The 20307-nt window shown below is 40.5% G+C and carries 19 protein-coding genes, 1 other RNA gene and 1 pseudogene; 2 read left to right on the forward strand and 19 right to left on the reverse strand.

The features are described 5' to 3' along the window. Positions 1-18 precede the first annotated feature (18 nt). From tsaD to FPG78_RS04180, 9 genes are all read right to left on the reverse strand, one after another. Positions 19-1029 (reverse strand): tRNA (adenosine(37)-N6)-threonylcarbamoyltransferase complex transferase subunit TsaD, encoded by a 1011-nt coding sequence (gene tsaD, locus FPG78_RS04140; RefSeq protein WP_144086745.1) that lies wholly within the window; start codon positions 1027-1029, stop codon positions 19-21. A 62-nt stretch (positions 1030-1091) separates the two neighbouring features. Beyond that, complete coding sequence (locus FPG78_RS04145; RefSeq protein WP_144086746.1) at positions 1092-1931, reverse strand: ABC transporter permease; 840 nt, start codon at positions 1929-1931, stop codon at positions 1092-1094. Continuing rightward, positions 1928-2314, reverse strand: a complete 387-nt coding sequence (locus FPG78_RS04150) for a hypothetical protein (RefSeq protein WP_144086747.1) — start codon at positions 2312-2314, stop codon at positions 1928-1930. The genes FPG78_RS04145 and FPG78_RS04150 overlap by 4 nt, the downstream gene beginning before the upstream one ends. A 4-nt stretch (positions 2315-2318) precedes the next feature. Beyond that, positions 2319-3794 carry a proline--tRNA ligase gene (proS, locus tag FPG78_RS04155; protein ID WP_144086748.1) on the reverse strand — a complete coding sequence of 492 codons (1476 nt, stop codon included), beginning with the start codon at positions 3792-3794 and terminating at the stop codon, positions 2319-2321. Positions 3795-3810: 16 nt separating this feature from the next. After that, positions 3811-4228: RNase P RNA component class A (gene rnpB, locus FPG78_RS04160), an RNA gene on the reverse strand. Positions 4229-4236: 8 nt separating this feature from the next. Continuing rightward, positions 4237-5337, reverse strand: coding sequence for a signal peptidase I (gene lepB, locus FPG78_RS04165; RefSeq protein ID WP_320411063.1), 1101 nt, complete (start codon positions 5335-5337; stop codon positions 4237-4239). Positions 5338-5609: 272 nt separating this feature from the next. Next, positions 5610-5807: a hypothetical protein gene (locus tag FPG78_RS04170; RefSeq protein ID WP_144086750.1), complete on the reverse strand. Its 198-nt coding sequence runs from the start codon at positions 5805-5807 to the stop codon at positions 5610-5612. Then, positions 5776-6387, reverse strand: a complete 612-nt coding sequence (locus tag FPG78_RS04175) for a PorT family protein (RefSeq protein ID WP_144086751.1) — start codon at positions 6385-6387, stop codon at positions 5776-5778. Before FPG78_RS04175 ends, FPG78_RS04170 begins: the two co-directional genes overlap by 32 nt. Before the next feature lie 79 nt (positions 6388-6466). Continuing rightward, positions 6467-8077 carry an ABC-F family ATP-binding cassette domain-containing protein gene (locus FPG78_RS04180; RefSeq protein WP_144086752.1) on the reverse strand — a complete coding sequence of 537 codons (1611 nt, stop codon included), beginning with the start codon at positions 8075-8077 and terminating at the stop codon, positions 6467-6469. 348 nt (positions 8078-8425) lie between these two features. Here FPG78_RS04180 and lipA point away from each other — a divergent pair, with 348 nt between their 5' ends. After that, positions 8426-9289: a lipoyl synthase gene (gene lipA, locus FPG78_RS04185; protein ID WP_144086753.1), complete on the forward strand. Its 864-nt coding sequence runs from the start codon at positions 8426-8428 to the stop codon at positions 9287-9289. Positions 9290-9583: 294 nt separating this feature from the next. Here the strand turns inward: lipA and FPG78_RS07730 are convergent, their stop codons facing one another. The 6 genes and pseudogenes from FPG78_RS07730 to FPG78_RS04215 all read right to left on the reverse strand — a co-directional run bounded on the left by FPG78_RS07730 (position 9584) and on the right by FPG78_RS04215 (position 14479). After that, on the reverse strand, positions 9584-9802 hold the full coding sequence (locus FPG78_RS07730) for an SET domain-containing protein (RefSeq protein WP_223262002.1): 219 nt from the start codon (positions 9800-9802) through the stop codon (positions 9584-9586). 232 nt (positions 9803-10034) lie between these two features. After that, positions 10035-10235 (reverse strand): annotated as a pseudogene (locus tag FPG78_RS04195) (IS66 family transposase); the annotation flags it as partial. Positions 10236-10250: 15 nt separating this feature from the next. Beyond that, entirely contained in the window at positions 10251-12113 is a 1863-nt protein-coding gene (locus tag FPG78_RS04200) for an insulinase family protein (RefSeq protein ID WP_144086755.1), read from the reverse strand. Positions 12114-12166: 53 nt separating this feature from the next. Then, positions 12167-13120 carry an insulinase family protein gene (locus tag FPG78_RS04205; protein WP_144086756.1) on the reverse strand — a complete coding sequence of 318 codons (954 nt, stop codon included), beginning with the start codon at positions 13118-13120 and terminating at the stop codon, positions 12167-12169. Positions 13121-13226: 106 nt separating this feature from the next. Beyond that, a complete protein-coding gene (locus FPG78_RS04210) occupies positions 13227-13547 on the reverse strand; it encodes a MerR family transcriptional regulator (protein WP_144086757.1) in 321 nt (106 codons plus the stop codon). A 20-nt stretch (positions 13548-13567) separates the two neighbouring features. Then, a complete protein-coding gene (locus FPG78_RS04215; RefSeq protein ID WP_144087067.1) occupies positions 13568-14479 on the reverse strand; it encodes an Rpn family recombination-promoting nuclease/putative transposase in 912 nt (303 codons plus the stop codon). On the opposite strand from FPG78_RS04215, the gene FPG78_RS07170 reads away from it, so the two are divergent. Continuing rightward, on the forward strand, positions 14417-14563 hold the full coding sequence (locus tag FPG78_RS07170) for a hypothetical protein (protein WP_186292504.1): 147 nt from the start codon (positions 14417-14419) through the stop codon (positions 14561-14563). The two genes, FPG78_RS04215 and FPG78_RS07170, sit on opposite strands and share 63 nt — an antisense overlap. A 180-nt stretch (positions 14564-14743) precedes the next feature. Here FPG78_RS07170 and FPG78_RS04220 read toward each other — a convergent pair whose 3' ends face one another. From FPG78_RS04220 to FPG78_RS04235, 4 genes are all read right to left on the reverse strand, one after another. Further along, positions 14744-15712 carry a M23 family metallopeptidase gene (locus tag FPG78_RS04220; RefSeq protein ID WP_144086758.1) on the reverse strand — a complete coding sequence of 323 codons (969 nt, stop codon included), beginning with the start codon at positions 15710-15712 and terminating at the stop codon, positions 14744-14746. A gap of 318 nt (positions 15713-16030) precedes the next feature. Continuing rightward, positions 16031-17947, reverse strand: coding sequence for a molecular chaperone DnaK (dnaK, locus tag FPG78_RS04225; protein WP_144086759.1), 1917 nt, complete (start codon positions 17945-17947; stop codon positions 16031-16033). 168 nt (positions 17948-18115) lie between these two features. Beyond that, a complete protein-coding gene (locus FPG78_RS04230; protein ID WP_223262003.1) occupies positions 18116-19315 on the reverse strand; it encodes a MutS-related protein in 1200 nt (399 codons plus the stop codon). Continuing rightward, positions 19312-20304: a hypothetical protein gene (locus tag FPG78_RS04235; RefSeq protein ID WP_144086761.1), complete on the reverse strand. Its 993-nt coding sequence runs from the start codon at positions 20302-20304 to the stop codon at positions 19312-19314. The genes FPG78_RS04230 and FPG78_RS04235 overlap by 4 nt, the downstream gene beginning before the upstream one ends. Between the last annotated feature and the right edge of the window lie 3 nt (positions 20305-20307).

Consider the following 20307-nt stretch of genomic DNA (forward strand, 5'->3'; position numbering starts at 1 on the left):
TTGGCAAAAAGCTTTTATCTAAGCTCTAAGCGGATACCTAGGCAAAGATTTCGCATCTAAACCAGTAAAGGCTTTTAGCTGATGCTTATAATAAGCGGTAATGGCTACCATAGCGGCATTATCGGTACAATAGGCGATAGCTGGTACAAAAATGGTCCAATGGTGTTGTGCAGCTAACGCTTTGAGCTGCTGGCGCAAATAGCTATTGGCTGCTACGCCTCCGGCCAATGCAATGGTGCCAATACCGCTTTTTTGAGCCGCTTTGGTTAACTTATCCAATAACATATGCACCAGAACGGCTTGAATACTAGCAGCGATATCGGCTCGATTGGCTTGGATAAACGCAGGGGTTTTGCTGCGAATAAAAAGGGAAAAAACGGTTTTAATGCCGCTAAAGGAAAAATCAAAATGGGGCATATGGGTAGCTGGAAAGGCAAAAGCTTGGGGGTTGCCTTCTTCTTGGGCATAGCGATCGATTAACGCACCACCTGGATAGCCCAGCCCCATTAAATGGGCTATTTTATCAAAAGCCTCTCCTGCGGCATCATCTTGCGTTTCTCCTAAAACCTCCATAGAAAAATAGTCTTTGACCAAGATAATTTGGGTATGCCCGCCACTCACGGTCAAACAGAGAAAAGGGAAATGGGGTTTAGGGTCATCGATAAAATTGGCCAGTACATGTGCTTGAATATGGTGAACACCTATTAAGGGTATACCCAGCGAAAAGGCTAAGGACTTGGCAAAGCAACTGCCGACTAAAAGGGGACCTAGTAACCCTGGACCTTGTGTAAACCCAATCGCATGCAATTGCTCTTTTTCCATGGCTGCTTCTTTGAGTGCAGCGGTTACAACAGGGATTATATTGGTTTCATGGGCTCTTGCTGCAAGCTCTGGAACAACGCCACCATACTGTTGATGGATCAATTGGCTCATGACTACATTGCTAACTATCTTGCCATCATGGATGACAGCAGCAGCTGTTTCATCGCAAGAGGATTCAATACCAAGAATGGTTAATGGATGGGTCATTTTATCTGAATGGATATTATTTTGCTACTGAAACAAACGCCTAAAAACTACGATTGGGAGGCTTACCCCTCTTGTAATGCTTCTACCAGCTTTTTTTGCCTTAACCAGTGCATGGCAAGGTATAAGACAACAGAAAGGGTGCCAAATATCAACAAATTGGGAAATAGCATCACTTTCCAATGGCTATAAATGGGAACGTAACGCATATAGTAGAGTGCTGGTTCAAGTGTAACCCATCTATAATGGTCCTGCAATAGACACAATCCTATACCTAGGATATTGCCATATACCATGCCCAAAGATAAAGTGCGTAGACTATTATAGAGCAAGATGGCATCTACCTGCCAATGATAGGCTCCCAAAACTTTTAATACCCCTACCATATAGCTGCGCTCCATCAGTTGAATGGTAACGGTAGCAACCATAGTAGATGCTGCTACCAATAATATAAAAGCAATAAGAATAGCTGTATTCTTTTGAATAATAGCGAGCCAATTATAAAAACTAGCATACTTGCGCGCAGTGGGCATAAGGCACAAATCGGGGTCTATCAGACGTAGAATAGTGTCTCGTAATGGTTTGGTCGGAGTCGCATCTGCTTTCAAAAAGATGGTATAGCCATTGACCGTTTCTGAAGACCAATTGTTGAGCCGCTGTATAAGCCGCATATCAGCAAAAGCTAAGTTTTCATCTATATCACTTAAATAGGTGCAATAGATGCCAACAATCTTTAACTTCCGGTAGCGTGGATCTACTGTATGGACTACTACGCTGTCGCCTAATTGAATGGATAGCCTTTGGGCAAGATAATGGCTAATAACCAATTCATTTTGATAGACGGCCTTGGTTACATCAGGCAGCCTGCCTGCTACTAGGTAATCTGCTAATGTGGTATGGGTCACGATAGGGTCAATCCCTTGCACAATATACCTTCTACACCTGATTTTGTATGGATGAGCATAAGCTTTTGGGTAAATGGGACTACTTTTTCAATGGAGCTGGGTAAATGCGTGATGAGACGACTCACTTGTGCAGCTTGCAAAGATGGGTCTTGGGTACTGCTGTATGTAGTAATCTGGAAGTCTCCAGCAAAAGCAGTTATCTTTTTTGTAATTTCTTTTTGAAACCCAATCATTACCATTGAAGCCATCAATATAGCAGCGGTACCTACGGTAATGCTTAAAGTGACGATTTTATCTATGGAGGCAGAAAAGGCACCCCTACCGCGCTGCCTTACGCGACCTGCAACCCATCTAATCCAGCAAAGGGCCTGAAAGGACAGCATTGGGTTAATAGGCCTGCGCAAAAACCACCCGCCCTTTAGAGGGCTTTCCTGAATAGATACAATGGCCTGGCTCCTGGCTGCCATCTAATGGTATACAACGGATCGTAGCTTTTGTCTCGGCTTTAATCTTTTCTTCTGTTTCGGTAGTACCATCCCAATGGGCCAGCAAAAAGCCACCTGTGGTAGCGATAAGCCTTTTAAAGGTAGCATAATCATCTACCAATAGCGTACGCTGTTGGTGTGTTATAAGGGCCCGCTGGTAGATGTGTGTCTGAATCGCTTCTAGCCAATCGGTAATGTGCTGGACCAAATGGCCGCTAGGGATGGTTATTTTCTCCTTTGTATCTCTACGTGCCAGTTCCACCGTCTCGTTTTGCAAATCATTAGGCCCTAACGCTATACGAATGGGTACACCTTTTTGCTCATACTCCGCAAATTTATAACCTGGCTTACGGGTATCCCGATCATCTAATTGTACACGCACCCCATGGGTAATTAATAACTGCTGCCAATCAGCCAATTTAGAAACTACTGCAGCACGTTCTACCTCTGTTTTATAGATTGGCACCATTACTACCTGTATGGGGGCAATTTTAGGAGGCAGCACCAAGCCATCATCATCTGAATGGATCATAATCAATGCGCCCATCAGCCGGGTGGTAATCCCCCAGGAAGTACCCCATACATAGTCACGTATGCCTGCTTGATTGGTAAAGGTTACGTCAAAGGCTTTGGCAAACCGTTGGCCTAGGTAATGGGCCGTACCGGCTTGTAGCGCTTTGCCATCCTGCATAAGGGCTTCAATGGTATAGGTCGTTTCTGCACCAGCAAAACGCTCATTGAGGGTTTTCATACCTTTTATTACAGGTATAGCCATATAGTCTTTGACAATGCGCTCATACAAATGCAAGATTTGCAACGCTTCTTGTTCAGCTTCTGCTTGGGTAGCATGGGCGGTATGGCCTTCTTGCCATAAAAACTCTGTGGTACGTAAAAAGAGCCGCGTACGCATTTCCCAACGGACTATGTTACACCACTGATTGAGTAAAATAGGTAGATCCCTGTAGGATTGAATCCAATTTTTATAGGTACTCCATATAACGGCTTCTGAAGTAGGGCGCACAATAAGTTCTTCCTCCAGCTTAGCAGCAGGGTCGACTACCACACCAGAACCATCTTCTGCCATTTTCAAGCGATAGTGGGTGACAACCGCACATTCCTTAACAAAACCTTCCACATGGCCCGCCTCTTTGCTGAAGTAAGACTTTGGAATGAATAAAGGAAAATAGCCATTTACATGGCCTGTTTCTTTAAAGGCAGCATCAAAAATGATTTGCAACTTTTCCCAAATGGCATAGCCATAAGGTTTAATAATCATACAGCCCCGTACAGCAGCATTTTCTGCCAGACCTGCACGTACCACTAATTCATTATACCAAGCGGAAAAATTCGATGCTCTTGTAGGTAAAGGAGCCATAATTTAAAGTTCATAAATAAAGAAAAACAAGCCTATAAGCCGGGTTCTGTAGTGCGCCAAGGCGCACTGCTTGTCATTTATCTGGAGCCATAATCACTTATGGCCTCTAGCGGCCCACCCACATGGCTTAAAAACGAACGAGCAGCCCGTCACGCTATAGCGTAGCCATGCCTATTTGGCCTTGCAATCCCTAAGGTTTACCCTGCCTCTATGGTCACCCATAGAGCGGTAAGCTCTTACCTTACCTTTTCACCCTTACTATCCAGAGATAGCGGTTTGTTTTCTGTGGCACTTGCTGTCATATATTTAGACCGCTTTCGAAAGCAAGTTTCGAAAGCGGTCTAAATATGCCTTCCCGTTAGGAAGTAGGGTGCTCTATATTGCCCGGACTTTCCTCTTTGGCCTTACATAACCAAAGCGACAAGCCAGCTTGTTTTTCGATTGGCTAATTTACGAAGTGAAACAACCTATTCCAACGCATACCACTAAAAAAAGATTTGTTTCTATCTGAAGACAACAACACCATAACTGCTTTACCCACAATATGATCTTCTGGAATAAACCCAATAAATCTAGAGTCACCAGACTGGTCCCGATTGTCTCCCATTGCAAAATAGTAATCCTTAGCAAAAGTATAGTGGGCTACTTCCTGGCCATCTATCCAACATGCGGTTTTAGTAAACCGAATATTCTTTTTTCCTTCAAATTTTTTGATAGTAGGGCTATATAATAAGATATGGCGTGCATCCATTGGCACAACCATGCCTTTTTTAGGCACCTGCAGTGGTCCAAAGTTATCTTTACTCCAACCCAAAGCAGGGTTAAAAGCATACATACTAGGGTACAATACCTCTTTCTCATCTTCTACGGGATCTATAGACTGTATACAGGTAGGCAAGACAGTAATCAATTGCTTGACCTTTTCTGGTGTAGTATAAATCGTATAGCCTTCACGACCTGGAATAGTAGACCGTACCGGGTTTTTAATATCATTTTTTTCAAAAAAAGCAGCCGTTAAGATCCGTTTAGTTTTCATAAAATAACGATATTGAACGCTATATGGGAGATCAGCTGGCGTATGGTTCACATAAAGTTGCTTATGGACTATATGGACCAGGTCACCAGGAAGGCCAATGCAACGTTTGATCCAATACTCGCGTAAATCAGGGGGCTCATGACCCACTGGGGTATTAAAAACAATAACATCATTGCGTTGGATCTTACTGAATCCAGGCAAACGATATTGCGGCAATTCAATCCAGTCTAGGTAAGCAGGAATCTTTGTACCTGGAATGGTTTGATGGGTAATTGGAATTTGCAATGGAGTAGCGGGTGTACGGGCACCATAGTGCAGCTTGCTGACCAGTACAAAATCTCCAGGAAAAAGTGTTGGCTCCATGGAGCCAGAAGGTATAACGTATAGCCCAATCACCATCCAACGGATTACGGCAGCTGCCATAGCGGCAAAAAAAACAGAGCCTACCCAACTCCGAATGGCAGCTATAACTGAGCCCCCCCTCCTGTTTTTTAGCTGAAAAAGAAGTATTCATTCGTGCGCTTTATTATAAAATAACTACTTTAATCGATTAAAGGGCAATATAAGATACTCTTGGGAATTTTGCTACAAAAAAGGCGATTATACAAGAGGTCTAATAATAGACCTTCTTCAAAACCTATTTGTGATCAGCAGTTTTTAGGAGAAGCGCAGTCGCCAGAGTACTAAATGTATTTGAGGAGCATAGACAAGCTTCGACACCAAAATTGCCATTTAGCAATAGATTTTGCAGAAGGTCTAATAAAATAGCGCCTAAGCTTAGCCTATACAAACTTAGCAAAATTATAGCCAAGAGATAGCTGAAAGGATGCTACATTAGGCCGAAGCTCCTTATCCTTTTCATTCATCAGATTATAAGGCAACATAGCTTTTATTTCCAGCAGCAACCCATTGGTAAACTCTAAAGAGGTTCCACCTATAAAACCAACTTTAAACCTTTGGTAATCTATCTTTTTGGTCATCTTTAGGGAATTCGATATCTTTTTTGTGAGTTTTACCATTTACTTGACACAATACGCTATACGTACGTGCAACCAAATAAAAAGGGTGCACACCCACAAAAAGACGACCAAGGAAATAATCATCTTTGAAATCTGGTCGAACAGCCGACGTCCAGTACCATGTAAGCAGCATAGGCAGCCCAATGGTATCAAAAGATGTTTGAATTTTGATTTCGTTTGAAGGTAATACACCTTTATCATTCGGTTTATCTAAACTCTGAAGAGTTTTTTGATATCCATCTTCAGTGAGCTTCATATGTACTAATTGGTCAAATCTATTATACAGTAACTCTGCACCTAATCCTAGGTGATCATTAAGGGCATATTCCATATATAGCGCTACTCCAAACGAAGGATTCCACATCCTAGAATCTAATTCTAGATATTGCTTGCCATTTTCCTTTTGTTTGTCGTTTAATCTAGCAAAAGAAGTAGCGAATCCTACTTTTACACCATAACTCAAACTTTCTGCTGCAGCTTTTGGGGGTAGCATAAAGCCAAAAGCAATTAAAAATGGCAGGCCTTTTTTTAATCTATTCATTTTAATTTTAGTTAAGGATTTAATGATAAGGCATTTTTATACTACCTTTTGCTTGATCAAAAAGTTTAATCCCCCTCATCTAACTCAACTCAACCACCTCTTTAAATTCTTCGTAGCTGCCAGGGAAGACTTTAACTTTTTTGTTTTCGATATACCAAATCTTATTGGCAACTTGTTGGATAAAGTTACGGTCGTGTGATACAAACAAACAGGTGCCTTCATATTGTTGTAGCGCTTGTCCAAGTGTATCAATGGAATGCATATCTAAATGGTTGGTTGGCTCGTCGAGTACTAGAAAATTGGCTTGCGAGAGGAGTACCGTTGCTAAGGCAACGCGGGCTTTTTCTCCACCGGAAAGGACCTCTATCTTTTTAAATACATCATCCTTAGTAAAAAGAAACATACCGGCTATGGCACGCAGTTCTTGCTCTGTACGTTCTACGCCATTGCTGCTGCTATGGGCACGCAGTGCTTCTATAATGGTGTGTGCTAGATTTAATGCTTCCAACTGATGCTGGGCATAAAAAGCCATCTCTACATTATTACCAAAACGTCTTTGTTGCTGCTCAGCTGGTTCGTGCTCAGCTATAATGCGCAGCAACGTGGTTTTACCACGTCCATTTGCACCAATTAAAGCAATTTTATCGCCTCTGTTGATTTCTACAGTGGCATCTTTTAGAATCGATACAGGACCATAGGATTTGTTTATCTTTTCTATTACAGCAATAATCTTACTGGGATTTTGTTTGATGGAAAACTGTATTTTTATGGTTTTGCGATGGGCAGAAGGGGCTTCTATTTTCTCTACCTTATCTAATGCTTTAATCCTAGACTGAACGAGCTTAGCTTTACTGGCCTTTGCTCTAAAACGATCTATAAATTCTTGTGCATGCTTGAGTTGTTTTTGTTGATTGGCATAGGCGTTTTCAAGTAAGGCGCCTCTTTCTGACTTTTGTATTTCATAAGCACTGTAGTTGCCTACATAAACGGTAAACTTCTTATCGGAAATCTCTACAATTTTACTAGTGGTACCATCTAAGAAGCTTCTATCGTGTGAAACGACTATAAAGGCACTATCGTAGTTTTTTAAATAGGCCTCTACCCACTTAATGGAAACCAAGTCTAGGTGGTTGGTAGGTTCATCCAATATCAATAAAGAAGGTTGCTGCAACAGCAGCTTGGCAAACATAACGCGCATGCGCCACCCTCCTGAAAACTCAGCAAGCGAACGGTCCAAGTCTTTAGTTAAAAAACCCATACCCTCTAACATCGCTTCCGTCCTTGACTGCATATCATACCCTCCTATCCGTTCAAAGGTTTCTTGTAGATTCGATAGCTGCGTTAGCAAATCATCTGAATAGTTGCGCTCCATATCTTGGCACAACGACTCAATCTTTTTTTGGGTAACCAATGCCTCATCAAAGGCTTGCATGGCCACATTGCGAATGCTATCTTGAGATTGATAAGAAAGCAAGTCCTGGTTTAAAAAGCCAATAGAGCATTCTTTTCTTCTGGTTACCTTGCCACTATCTGGTCTAAGGTCACCCGTAATAATCTTTAACAAAGTAGATTTTCCGGCTCCATTAGGGCCTATTAGGCCAATTTTATCTTTGGGTTTAATGTGCAGCGAAGCTGCATCATATAAAGTTCGTTTGCCCAAATGGTAGGTAAGGTCATTGATTACAATCATGGAATTTTTTTAGCTTTTTCGAGCATTTTAGGGAAAAGAGACCACTAAAAATAGCATCGTAGGAAATGATATAAGATCACTTTTAATAGAAGGCAAATATAAGATAATTTTTATAATGATGATATGCTTACTGTAGATGGATGTCTAATAGACCTTCTGCAAAACCTATTGCTAAATGGCAATTTTGTGGTCTATGCTCCTCAAATACATTTAGTATTCTGGCGACTGCGCTTCTCCTAAAAACTGCTGATCACAAATAGGTTTTGAAGAAGATCTTATATTGCACAGGTTTTGATATATTGGAGCTCTCTAAGCTATAAAGCATTAAGCTATTTTTTAATCATTACCATGGAGCCAAAAACACCACCGATTCCAACGACCCAACGCCCAGATTGGCTGCGGGTTAAGTTACCAATAGGTAAGCACTATAGAGCCGTTCGTGACATTGTAGATCAGCACAAGCTACATACCATTTGCACCAGTGGCAACTGTCCCAATATGGGTGAATGTTGGGGAGCCGGTACGGCTACTTTTATGATATTGGGCAATATTTGCACACGAAGTTGTGGCTTTTGTGCAGTAGCAACTGGCAGACCTACTGCTTATGATAAGGAAGAACCAAAACGGGTTGCACAAGCGATTCAGCTGATGGGGGTTAAACATGCGGTGATTACTTCGGTGAACAGAGATGAGCTGAAAGATTGTGGCGCAGAAATTTGGCATCAAACCGTCAAAGCGATCAAAGCCTTGAATCCGACTACCACTATAGAAACCTTAATTCCAGATGTTAAAGCAATTTGGTGGGCACTAGAGCGGATGATTAGTGCGGGTCAAGAGGTAGTCTCTCACAATATGGAAACGGTAGAAAGACTCTATAAAACCGTCCGGCCACAGGCTAAGTATGCACGCAGCTTAGAGCAACTGAAACGGATTAAAGCATATGGAAAACGCTCTAAATCAGGTATTATGATCGGATTAGGCGAAACAGACGCAGAGGTGTATCAGGTTATGGATGACCTGCGGGAGCATGGCTTGGATGTGTTAACATTAGGTCAATACCTACAACCTACTAAGCAACATCTTGCAGTCGTGGATTTCGTACATCCAGATAAATTTGCCCATTTTAAAGAAGAGGGGCTCAAGCGTGGCTTTTCTTATGTAGAGTCAGGTCCACTTGTGCGTTCGTCTTACCATGCCGAACGACATGTATAGCAATATTATTTTTAATACTGTTGCCTATCAATTTAAAAGTTAAAATATGATTCAGAATAAGGCCTCTATAATAGGCAATATGGACAGCTTTGTCAAATAATAATAGTCTTGTAAGACATTTTTATCTTAACCTTTTGCTTGATCAAACGGATGATGATGCCTACCATCTTTTGCTTGATCAAAAAGTGGAAAAAAAATCAAGCCCTGTGCAAAAAGTTGCTAAAAGCAACGCCTAGAGCTGGAAAAACAGAAGCCACCCTGTGGCCTCCATTAAACTGTTTTTTCTATTCAGCTCTAGGCGCTGCTTTCTAAACGTAACTTTTTACAATGGGCGTTTTTCTTTTTTTGGAGTATAACATTGCCAGATGGCTTCCAAGAAACTGCACCCAAATGTAGTTTCTTTTTTAGGTATAACCCGCGTCCGTGGGTGGGAGCTGAATGGATACCGTTGAACGCATACCTTATTTTGGAGTCAATATTGCGATACCGCTTTCTAGCCGTAACTTTCTCCAAAGGCGCAGTTTTGCTTGCTTTTGAGGTAGTAGTACCGGCTAAAAAGATAGATTTACTTATTGTCAGAAATATTAAGCTTCAAATTAATCGCAAAGAAGGTATAAATATTTGTACAATAATCCACACGATCTTTTAGATCATTTCCTGCTCCATGTCCACTGTCGTTACTTTCCAACAACCAGGATTTTGCATTAGGATGCTTTTCCGTGTGCGTCGTTCAGCACAGTGATTTTTAGGCCATTATATTTTGCAACTGTTTGAAAGGATTTAGTTTTTGTTGTTTAGCAGTTAGATACAAAGAGATGACGCGTTCTAAGAATCTATCATCCCTTTCTGATTGGGTAAAGTAAGAGTTTTTACGGTATACCACATAACGCCTGATTTGTCTTTCAGCTAAGTTGTTGGTCAAAGGAATGTTGTCCGGATTTTGTACTCGTTCAGCCTTATATCACTTTTCAAAACCTGTAGCATATTTCCCCTCTTTAAAGGGTCCGCTAGCGGAGCGCGCTTTGTAGGAAAAGTTATGCGTTTCTGGAAGTTTTCCAGAAACAGCAACAGCAAGCCGTTTCCGATTCTCCCTAGAGAAAAACTCCTTGGCATATTTTAAAAAGTCTTCATAACGCAGTGCTTTGGCAGCTGCAATCTGCTTGTCTAGCCACTTAAAGTCTCCATCACATTTAAAGGCAAGGGCATCTAAATACACCGCCTTATCTTGGAGGTTAGGGAATAGATTTTTTAAAGTAAGCAGATAGTTTTCCCGTATTGTTTCAAAGCGTTCCATAGGAATATCATGGGGCATTTCTTGAAGGCAATTTTCTAAGAATAGCTCAAAACGACAAAGAAGATCTTGAGGATGATGGGAATTTGACTGGACAGCAAAGAACTGAAATAATCTTTTTTCTATCTCTTGACCCCAACTCCAAACGATATATCCTGTTTCTTGCTTTGTTCGGAGCGTGGTAAAAAATGCTTCTTGTAAAGCGATTGCAAGCATGGCTTGTGCTGCTCGTTTTTCAAAAGAAAACGCACCTTGATCAATGGCTAAGATGATCCCATTGCCTTGCGCCGTAGTTTGTTCTTCCACTAGATAAGGACCTTGATCAGAAAGGCAAAAAACACCCCCTTTTGGATGGAGTTCCTTTGGAAAAGGAGTATGACCTAGGAGCTGTTTAAGGTCAAACCAACAATTTTTTGCTTCTTTAATGGTAAGGTTTCCTGAAAAAAAGCCTTCAATATAAGTCTGTGCAAAAAGCTTGGAATGAAATGCAAGAAAATCTTGATAGGTCAAGGAATCCAGTTCTTTTAATTTTTCTATAGAAGCAATCCTTGTTTTTTGAAGGATACTAAAAAGCCTTTCGCCTGCTTGTTGCACAGGCAATTTCTTTTGGGCATTTTCATAACATTTTGAAAGGCTAGCGCAATAAAGCTCAAAATCGCTGCTCTGAGGTTTAACACGTGTTAATTCTTTTAAAACCTCTTTAAGGAAAACGCGCGCTTTATCACTGAATCCGGAAATCTTGATTTTAAAACTGTTTCGAGCATGTTCAAAGTGCGCCTTCAATCCTGCAGCTGCTGCAGAAGCAAGGAGTGGTGAAAGCTTATCTTGGATGGACGCAAGATAAAGATCCATTAAGGTTGCACTGCGTGGCGTGCCATCGATAAGGGGACTCTTGATATGGACCAAGTGAACGACTTCTGGTGTCTGATAGACATTGTCTTTGAAATAAAAAGCTTTGCCATGTTTATTATCTGCTATTTTTAAAGGGACTGTGCTTTTAGTTACTGGAAGCAGCTGCAGTTTTGAAGGAACAAAAAGATTCCTTTTCGGAAGCACAATAGCTGGATGAGGACAAGCGGCTTTCCAAGCGGATAGCTGTGCTTCGGGAACTGCTCGAACGGCATATTCGCCTCCTAGCCATTTCTCTTTTCGATCAGGTCGAACTTTTGTTTTTTCAGCATGGGCAAGCATATAGTACTGGCAATTTTCAGGTTGTAAAAATTCTACAAGCGATTGGACTTTTTGAGGTTCATAACGACTCGGCAATAAAGTTTTTGCTGGATAGGTTACCAGGGGTTCATATAAAAAATCCCTGGAGTGATCCATAATAAATTTAAAAGCATCTTTTCGTGGTTGATATTGATAGAAAAGCTTGCGCATCGCAATCATTTCTTCAAAAAGATAGCTGGGAATGCCTGTATTACGAAAACCAGCTAATGTTTCAAAACAACGCTGAATCACAAGTGGGATTTGTGCTACCCCTTGATCTGTTAAGATGATTCGGACTTGAAAAAAAGCGTTATGACGCCCCATCTTGTATGTAGAAACCTTAATATTTTCAGCTAGTCTTTCTTTTTTTAGCGTTTCTAAAAGATTATTTTTTGCCCTTGGTTGATGGTGTACGCAAGGAGATCTGCTGCCTTTGTTTCATCTTCTACAAACGAAGCAGGAAGCTCCCACCTCATAGTTAGATGTTGGATTTTTTTAACAGGTTCAATATAGATAAAGTGGCCAAGCTGTGCATTTGAAGATAAAGGCTGATCTATTTCAGCAGGTTGAATTTTTTTATTTTCAATCTGAGTAAAAGTATCTGTAACCAGTTTTATTAATGCATCTATAGGTTTAGAGGAATAAATCGCAAGGGTCATTAGGTTGGCGTTGTAGTTTGTTTCATACCATTTACGGAGCACATCTTGAGGAATCTGACCAAGCGTTTGAGCGTTTCCTGTTGAGAAGGCTCGGTTGGGGTGATTAGGGTTACCCAATTCTTTACTAATCATATATGCTCTCCGTCCATCATCTTCAATATTTTTCGCATATTCTTGATCAACTGCATACAGCTCCCTTGCGACAGCTGATGGATTAAAAAGAGGAGCGATAAAGAACTGAGCCAAACGATCGATCGCTTGGTCAAAAGCTTGGTGGTGAATGGAAAATAAATAGACCGTACGATCTGGAGCAGTATAAGCATTATGTATTCCACCATGGTCTTTTATAAAACGAACAAACGCATATTCATCCAGATATTTTTCACTACCCATAAAGAGCATATGCTCGAGAAAATGTGCAGTTCCAGGATACTCTTTTAGATCTTGCCAGGCCCCAACTCTTACGCCTAAGGCTACTGAGGATTGCTCGGCTTTCTGGTCAGAAATTAAATAGACCTCCAGACCATTCTTTAATCGAAGCTTTGCCGTTTTGCGCTTTTGTAAAGAAGGAGCCAGCAGTGGAAGAGCGCATTCATCTTTGATAAATTCATAACTTTCATTTGCAAAGGCAAAAGTAGCTATAAAAAGGAATAAAATAATTTTTTTAATCATATTGAAACGGTTGAATATAACAAAACGGCAAAAGAAGCTTTGCAAGCTTCTTGCACTAAAAAGAATAGGCAATCTTAACTATAATATAGAATAAACACAATAGCTGCTATATATCCTTTTTCAAAGCAACCAAGAAAGAACGCAATGCATGCAATCGCTGAACAACCGCTGCTGGTGTAATGGTAGGCGCACTGCTATGCTTCTGGATTACCTTACGCGCGCCTGCTAAGCTGTATCCTTTTTCTTTAACAAGCATATAGATATAACGCAATTGAACAATATCTTTTTCTTGGTACCTTCTAGCCCCTTTGCTATTTTTACTGGGTTGGAGAATCCCACTAAAAGCTTTTTCCCAAAAACGTATCAAAGAAGAAGCTACCCCAAAATGACGGGCTACCTCCTGAATGGTAAAATACTTTTTTTCCATTGTATTGCTCCGATAGCAATCTATACAAGATCCTGAAGATGCGATCTAGATAAACCCGTAAGGAGTATAATATCATCTATAGGATACCCCTTTCTAACCATAGACCGCGCTATTTCTATCTTACCCTCTAGCTTACCTTTTTCTTGACCTATTTGGATGCCTTCTTGAATGTCTTGTTCGATGCCTTCTTCTTTAGCTTTCTTTTGAAGCTTTTCTATTGTACCAGCTTCTATTCTGAGCCATTTCAAGCGATCTTCATAAGCCATTCTTTCCTCATCGGTAAAGTTCAGCGTCTCTAAAATATGTAAGGCCTTTTTTAAGCTGCTGCTGGCCAACAGACCGGGCAAGTTATCCTTATTAAGTAAGTCGTTACGGGTCAGAAAAGCGGTCCAAATGTCTAGCCCATTCTTTACCTTTTGCAATAAGCTGTCTAGCGTTTCCTTAGGATCGTTGCTGAACTTAACCAACTCTATTGTATGCAATTCTAAATCGGAAAAATAGGGCATGCGACTCTCTTTTTCTGTGATATGGAAGACATTATGATACTTCTTACTATCCGGTATAGAAGCAAAGTTAAGAATATGAATGCCTATTGCTTTGTTTAAAGTGGAATAATGCTGTGAAGCTTTTAATTGGTCTGTATACAACTTAGCCCAATAATATAAAGCACGTTTATCATAATCTGACTCATCTGTGATTTGAATCTCTATATTAAACCGCTTGCCTGTCTCACTTACTGCTTTTATATCTAGTATAGATAATTTATCCACTACAAAATTTTTGGCATTATAGGGATTTAATAGGGTCACATCACATACTTGATCTTCTGGCGAAACCGTAGCATTGATTAAGGAAATCAGCAAATCCTTATGCTCCTCTACACCAAAGATTTTTTTAAAGGCAAGGCCGACTTTTGGGGTAATTTTTTCCATAACTTGTTCCATAGACCTTCTTCAAAACTTATTTGTGATCAGCAGTTTTTAGGAGAAGCGCAGTCGAGCACCGCAGCATACTAAATGTATTCGAGGAGCATAGACAAGCTTCGACACCAAAATTGCCATTAGAAATAGGTTTTGCAAAAGATCTTATTTTATTTAGCTGTAACAACAAATATATAAGCTTTTTGGATCAGTGCTTGATTTTTTTGCTTATTTTTTGACAAAAAAAAAAGAAGCAGCACAGCAATGATCTACCTCCTAAAAATTTGAACAAAGGGCTTGTGTTTGATGTACAGCTTGCTTATGGATCGCTTCATATTCAATAGGTGTAAGCTCACTTACAAAATACTTAGCCGGATTGACACATTTTCCATGATAGTAGACCTCATAATGGAGATGAGGGGCGGTTGAATCCCCGGAATTGCCAACAGTGCCAATCTTCTGCCCTCTTGTTACGACCTGCCCTTCTTTAACGTTTATAGCATGCATATGGGCATAGTGGGTTTGAAAGCCATTGCCATGTTCAATAAGCAGATGATTGCCATATCCTTTTTTATCATTTTTAACCCATTTAACATGGCCATTCGCAGCAGAATAGACATGCGTACCAGTACGAGCTGCAAAATCAATACCTTCGTGCATCCTAAATATTTTATAGATTGGATGTATACGCTTACCAAACTGGGCGGATATCCTTTTCAAATTGTCCTTATCAACGGGTATCAGGGAAGGCATGGATTGCAACTTACTCGCGGTTTTTTTAGCAAGATTGAGTATTTGATCATACGATTTCTTTTGAATGGTTAGCTGACTGGTTAATTGGTCTACTTTAGACAGTGTTTGCGCAATTAATGTATCTTTCCCTAAATGGGCATATGTATTGACCCCTCCTATGCCTGCGTTGCGCTCTGAAGCAGAAAGTGGGGTAGTATTCAACAATACCCTGATGGTATCATCACGCTCTTGCAGGATATTTAAAAGCGCAGTGCTGCTTTCTATTTTTTTTTGTACCATATGGTAATAGGCCTTCAGCTTTTCATTAGCCTGCAATAGCTCTATCTCCTTAGGAGAAACAAAACGACCTTGATAATATTTAACCATTAAAATAGCTAATACTACAGCAAAAAATATATAAACAAAGCTACGTACAATAAAGGATGATATAGATGTTTCTACAGGCTCATAGCTACAAGCAGCAGGGTTGTAATAGTACTTGGTTTTAAGCATAAAAAATATATAATTATGGAATATAGAGACCCAGGCTACTTTAATGTAACTAAATTAAACAAAATAGTCAACAATGGAAGCTATTTCTAATGCCAATTTTGTTGTCGAAGCTAGTCTATGCTCCTCAAATAGATCCAGTATGCTGCGGTGCTCGACTACACTTCAAAATTGCTGATCACAAATAGCTTCCATTTGAAAGCTATTGCTAAATGGCAATTTTGTTAAGGCATATTACCTGCAGACGCAATATAAAAAAGCGACTTCCTAAAAGCAAATTAGAAAGCCGCTCTTAGAATATAGAGGCATAAAGAAAAAATATTATTTTACCTCTTCAAATTCAGCATCTGTGACATTTCCGCTACCTTCTTTGGGCTGTTCCTGCTCCACAGTGGAAGCTGATGTAGCCCCGGTGGTCTGCGATTTTTGGTAAACCTTAACCATGACCTCACCCCAAATCTTGTTTAAAGCTTCTAAGCCACGATCCACACCGGCCATATCTTTGTCGGCATGTGCTTTTTTCAAATCTGCTAAAACGGGCTCTACATTTTTTCTATCTTCTTCTCCAATTTTATCACCCAATTCTTTGAGTTGTTTTTCAACATCAAATATCAATGAATCGGCTTGATTGAGTTTATCTATTTGCTCTTTTTCTGCTTTATCTTCCGCTGCATTGGCTTCTGCTTCCTCGCGCATTCGTTTGATTTCATCTTCGGTTAAACCAGATGAAGCTTCGATTCGAATCTTTTGTTCTTTTCCAGTGCCTCTATCTTTTGCAGAAACATTCAAGATACCATTGGCATCTACATCAAAAGCAACCTCTATCTGCGGAGCGCCTTTAGGAGCGGGTGGTATATCAGATAGGTGGAACTGACCAATGGTACGGTTGTGTTTGGCCATAGGTCTATTGCCTTGTAGTACATGCACCATAACAGAAGATTGGTTATCTGAAGCTGTAGAAAACACTTCTGATTTCCTTGTCGGAATGGTAGTATTGGCTTCAATCAACCTGGTAAAAACACCGCCTAATGTTTCAATACCTAACGATAGCGGAATCACATCCAGCAATAAAACATCTTTTACCTCTCCAGTCAAGACACCTCCTTGAATAGCTGCACCTACAGCGACCACTTCATCAGGGTTAACGCCCTTAGAAGGTTTTTTACCAAAGAAACGCCCTACTTCTTCTTGAATCTTTGGTATACGGGTAGACCCGCCTACTAAAATAACCTCATGAATCTTGCTGCGTGGATCAGAGATATCACCAAATGCATCTTTTAAAGCTTGTCTACAAGGGGTTAGGGTACGTTTTACCAAGTCATCTACCAATTTCTCAAACTGTGCCCTAGATAGCTGTTGTACCAAGTGTTTAGGAACCCCATCAATGGCTGTAATGTAGGGAAGATTAATTTCGGTAGTGGTTGCACTAGAAAGCTCAATTTTGGCTTTTTCAGCAGCTTCTCTTAGGCGCTGTAACGCTGTTGGATCTTTTCTTAAATCAGTCCCTTCTTCTTTTTGAAAGTTATCTGCCAGCCAATCTGTTATCTTTTGGTCAAAATCATCTCCACCTAGATGGATGTCTCCATTGGTAGATTTTACTTCAAAAACGCCATCACCTAGCTCTAGAATAGAAATATCAAAGGTCCCCCCCCCAAGGTCAAATACAGCAATGGTGCTATCTTTATTTTTTTTGTCCAGGCCATAGGCCAAAGCAGCAGCAGTTGGTTCATTAATAATGCGCTTTACAGTTAGCCCAGCTATTTCTCCTGCTTCCTTAGTGGCTTGCCGTTCTGCATCGTTAAAATAAGCAGGCACCGTAATCACCGCATCTGTAACGGTAGTACCTAAATAATCTTCTGCACTACTTTTCATCTTCTGCAAGATAATAGCGGAAATCTCTTGGGGTGTATAGAGCCGATCACCAATCCGCACACGGACGGTATTGTTGGCCCCGCTTTCTACCTTATAGGCCACTTCATTGAGCTCATTGGCTACACTATTGTAACCTTTACCCATAAAACGCTTAATCGAGCTTATAGTATTGTGCGGGTTGATAATCGCCTGACGTTTGGCAGGATCACCTACTTTACGTTCACCCTTTCCTCCATTTAAAAAAGCAACTACAGATGGCGTAGTTCTTTTACCTTCATTATTAGGAATCACTACTGGCTCGTTGCCTTCCATAACGGCAACACAGGAGTTAGTGGTTCCTAAGTCGATTCCAATTATTTTTCCCATGTCTAATTTCTAGTTTGATGTGATTATTTTCTCTATCGTAGAACAATTTATTTTATACATTAGGGAAATACAAAGTCCATGCCAAAATAGCTATTTTATACTAGGTTATGCCAAAATGACATAATCTGCAACAGCATAGTGCATAAAAGGTAGTTTGAAAAGCTTTGCTTATGCCCTTTTCGCTCGAACTGGTTGAGCACCTTTCTGGCTTTTTACAATGTTTTGGTTGGATGGCTCTTCTGAAAAGTTTTTCTTGTACTTGTCTGGATGGCTGATAATATCTCTGGCTTGCTGCAACATTTCAGCTGCATAGCCTTGTTCTGCCAGTATATCTATGGCAATGGTTTGGTTAGAGGCACCAGGGACCACTTTATAGGTATACTGTATTTTGCCATCTTTGCCCATAGGTTTGATAAAAACTTTATAATTTTTAAAGCCTTTTTGGGGTTCGCGTTTTTCTAAAAGCATAACGATTGGGTAGTGGGTGGCCACAATGTTGAGCGCATTGCTATATCTTGCAATATAATTTAATACGGAATATTCTGCTGCGGCACCTTCTATTGGATTGGTTCCACTAAAGGGTTCATCAAAAATAGTAAAACTAAATTCTCTTTCTTTTAACTGTTTCAATAGGTTTAAATGGGACTGAAACCGATCCACTTCTGCCATAAAAAACGATTTACCGGCGGCAATGTCATCGGTAATATCGATATAGGTATTGATCTTACTAAATGGGGTCATTTCACAAGACTTAGCGGGTGCAATACCAAAGGTTTGACTGAGCAAAATAGTGATGGCCACGCCGGTTAAAAAGGTAGATTTACCACCTGCATTGGGACCGGTTAAAATGATATTTTGACTTTTAGTGGCGCCATCCATGGTTACATCATTGCCAATAGCAGTAGTAGGGGTTAACATGGGGTTCCACATTTCAACAAAGGACAAACGAGGCTTTGTATATAGTTTGGAGGATAAGAACTTGGTAAATGTATAGCGATGTGGCCCATTGATAGCAGCTGTTTCTTGCATCAGTGTGGCCATGGCTAAAAAAGTATCCAACTCCCCTAAGGCATACATGGCATCATGGAAAACTGCTTTATGCTCCACAAAAAGCTTATAGCTGGCAAGTAACTTACCAGCATTATTCCACAAATAGGACCAAGAACGGAGGGGCAAGCTCTCTAGGTAACGCAATAAATTACCAAACTCGGAGGATTCATTCGAGCGTGCCAGTAGCGCGCTTATAGGCTGGATTTGCTTGCTATACAGTGCTGCCAACTCAGGATTCTGTTCAACCAATGCATTGACTCTTTTAGCAGCAAATAAAAAGGTTTGCAGATCTGCCATACGCAAAGCAAGGTTTCTCAAAACGCCTGCATACTCTTTGTAGTTGGCATATCCTCTATAGTATTGGTAAAACGAATGGATAGTATAAAAGGCATTAATGGTATAGATCGCGTACTGATCTTTAGAAGAGATCGGTTTCCCGTTTTTTTTTGCTTCATTAAGCAAATCATTAGTTTAGTGTGGAAAAAATTGTATATAGGTATCCACGTCCCAAACCCTTTGTAGTGATCAGAATGTGATTTTTTTTCACTCTTAAAGAAGAAATATTGTATTTCTGTAGACAAAAACCCCATCACTGGATACCAGATATAATTAGAATAGATATTCCAAATATCTCGCAGCCATATTTTTTTTGTCTGCAATAGGCTAGCCGATTTATTTGAAGCAGGAGAACTCGTATAAAAGAGATTGGTTAAATATTTAACATATTCTTTGGTATAGAGCGGATCTGTTTCTGTCCATAAAGAGAGCATCGTTTTTTCAGATGTTCTATAATTTTTTAGCTCGTTTCTTAAATCATGATATAGCTGACTATTTTGGCACAAAAAGGCTATCAGTCGCTGCCGCTGCGTAAGGGTTTCTAGGTTGGTAATGGGTGCGCTAATAAATGAAGCAAGCGCTACTTCTCCTAAAACGGTAATGGTCTTATTAATCCGGGATAAGAAATGATAATCAGGCGTAGTAGTAGTAGTACCACAAAAAAGATTCAAATCATTCCAAACATATGGGTTCAATAGCTTACCCGCCTCTTGACACTGCGCCTGGTAGGCATCACTCTTGGCAAAAATTTCATTGAATACTACCGCTCGTTCTGTTCTTGGTGAAAGATGGATATTGGTAACATCTACACGGCTGCCTTGTTTAGCTTGAGGAGCCACGGGTTGTACCGCTTCAGCAAATGATTTCAGATAGTGATCGGCCAATTGTGTAGCCAGGGAAGGACGCTTTTCGGTAGCTGTAACCGCAACCGGCAAACAAAACATAAATAGTAAGGATGAAATGATACGCATAAA

The organism is Cardinium endosymbiont of Dermatophagoides farinae (genome assembly GCF_007559345.1).
Taxonomy (GTDB): Bacteria; Bacteroidota; Bacteroidia; order Cytophagales; family Amoebophilaceae; genus Cardinium.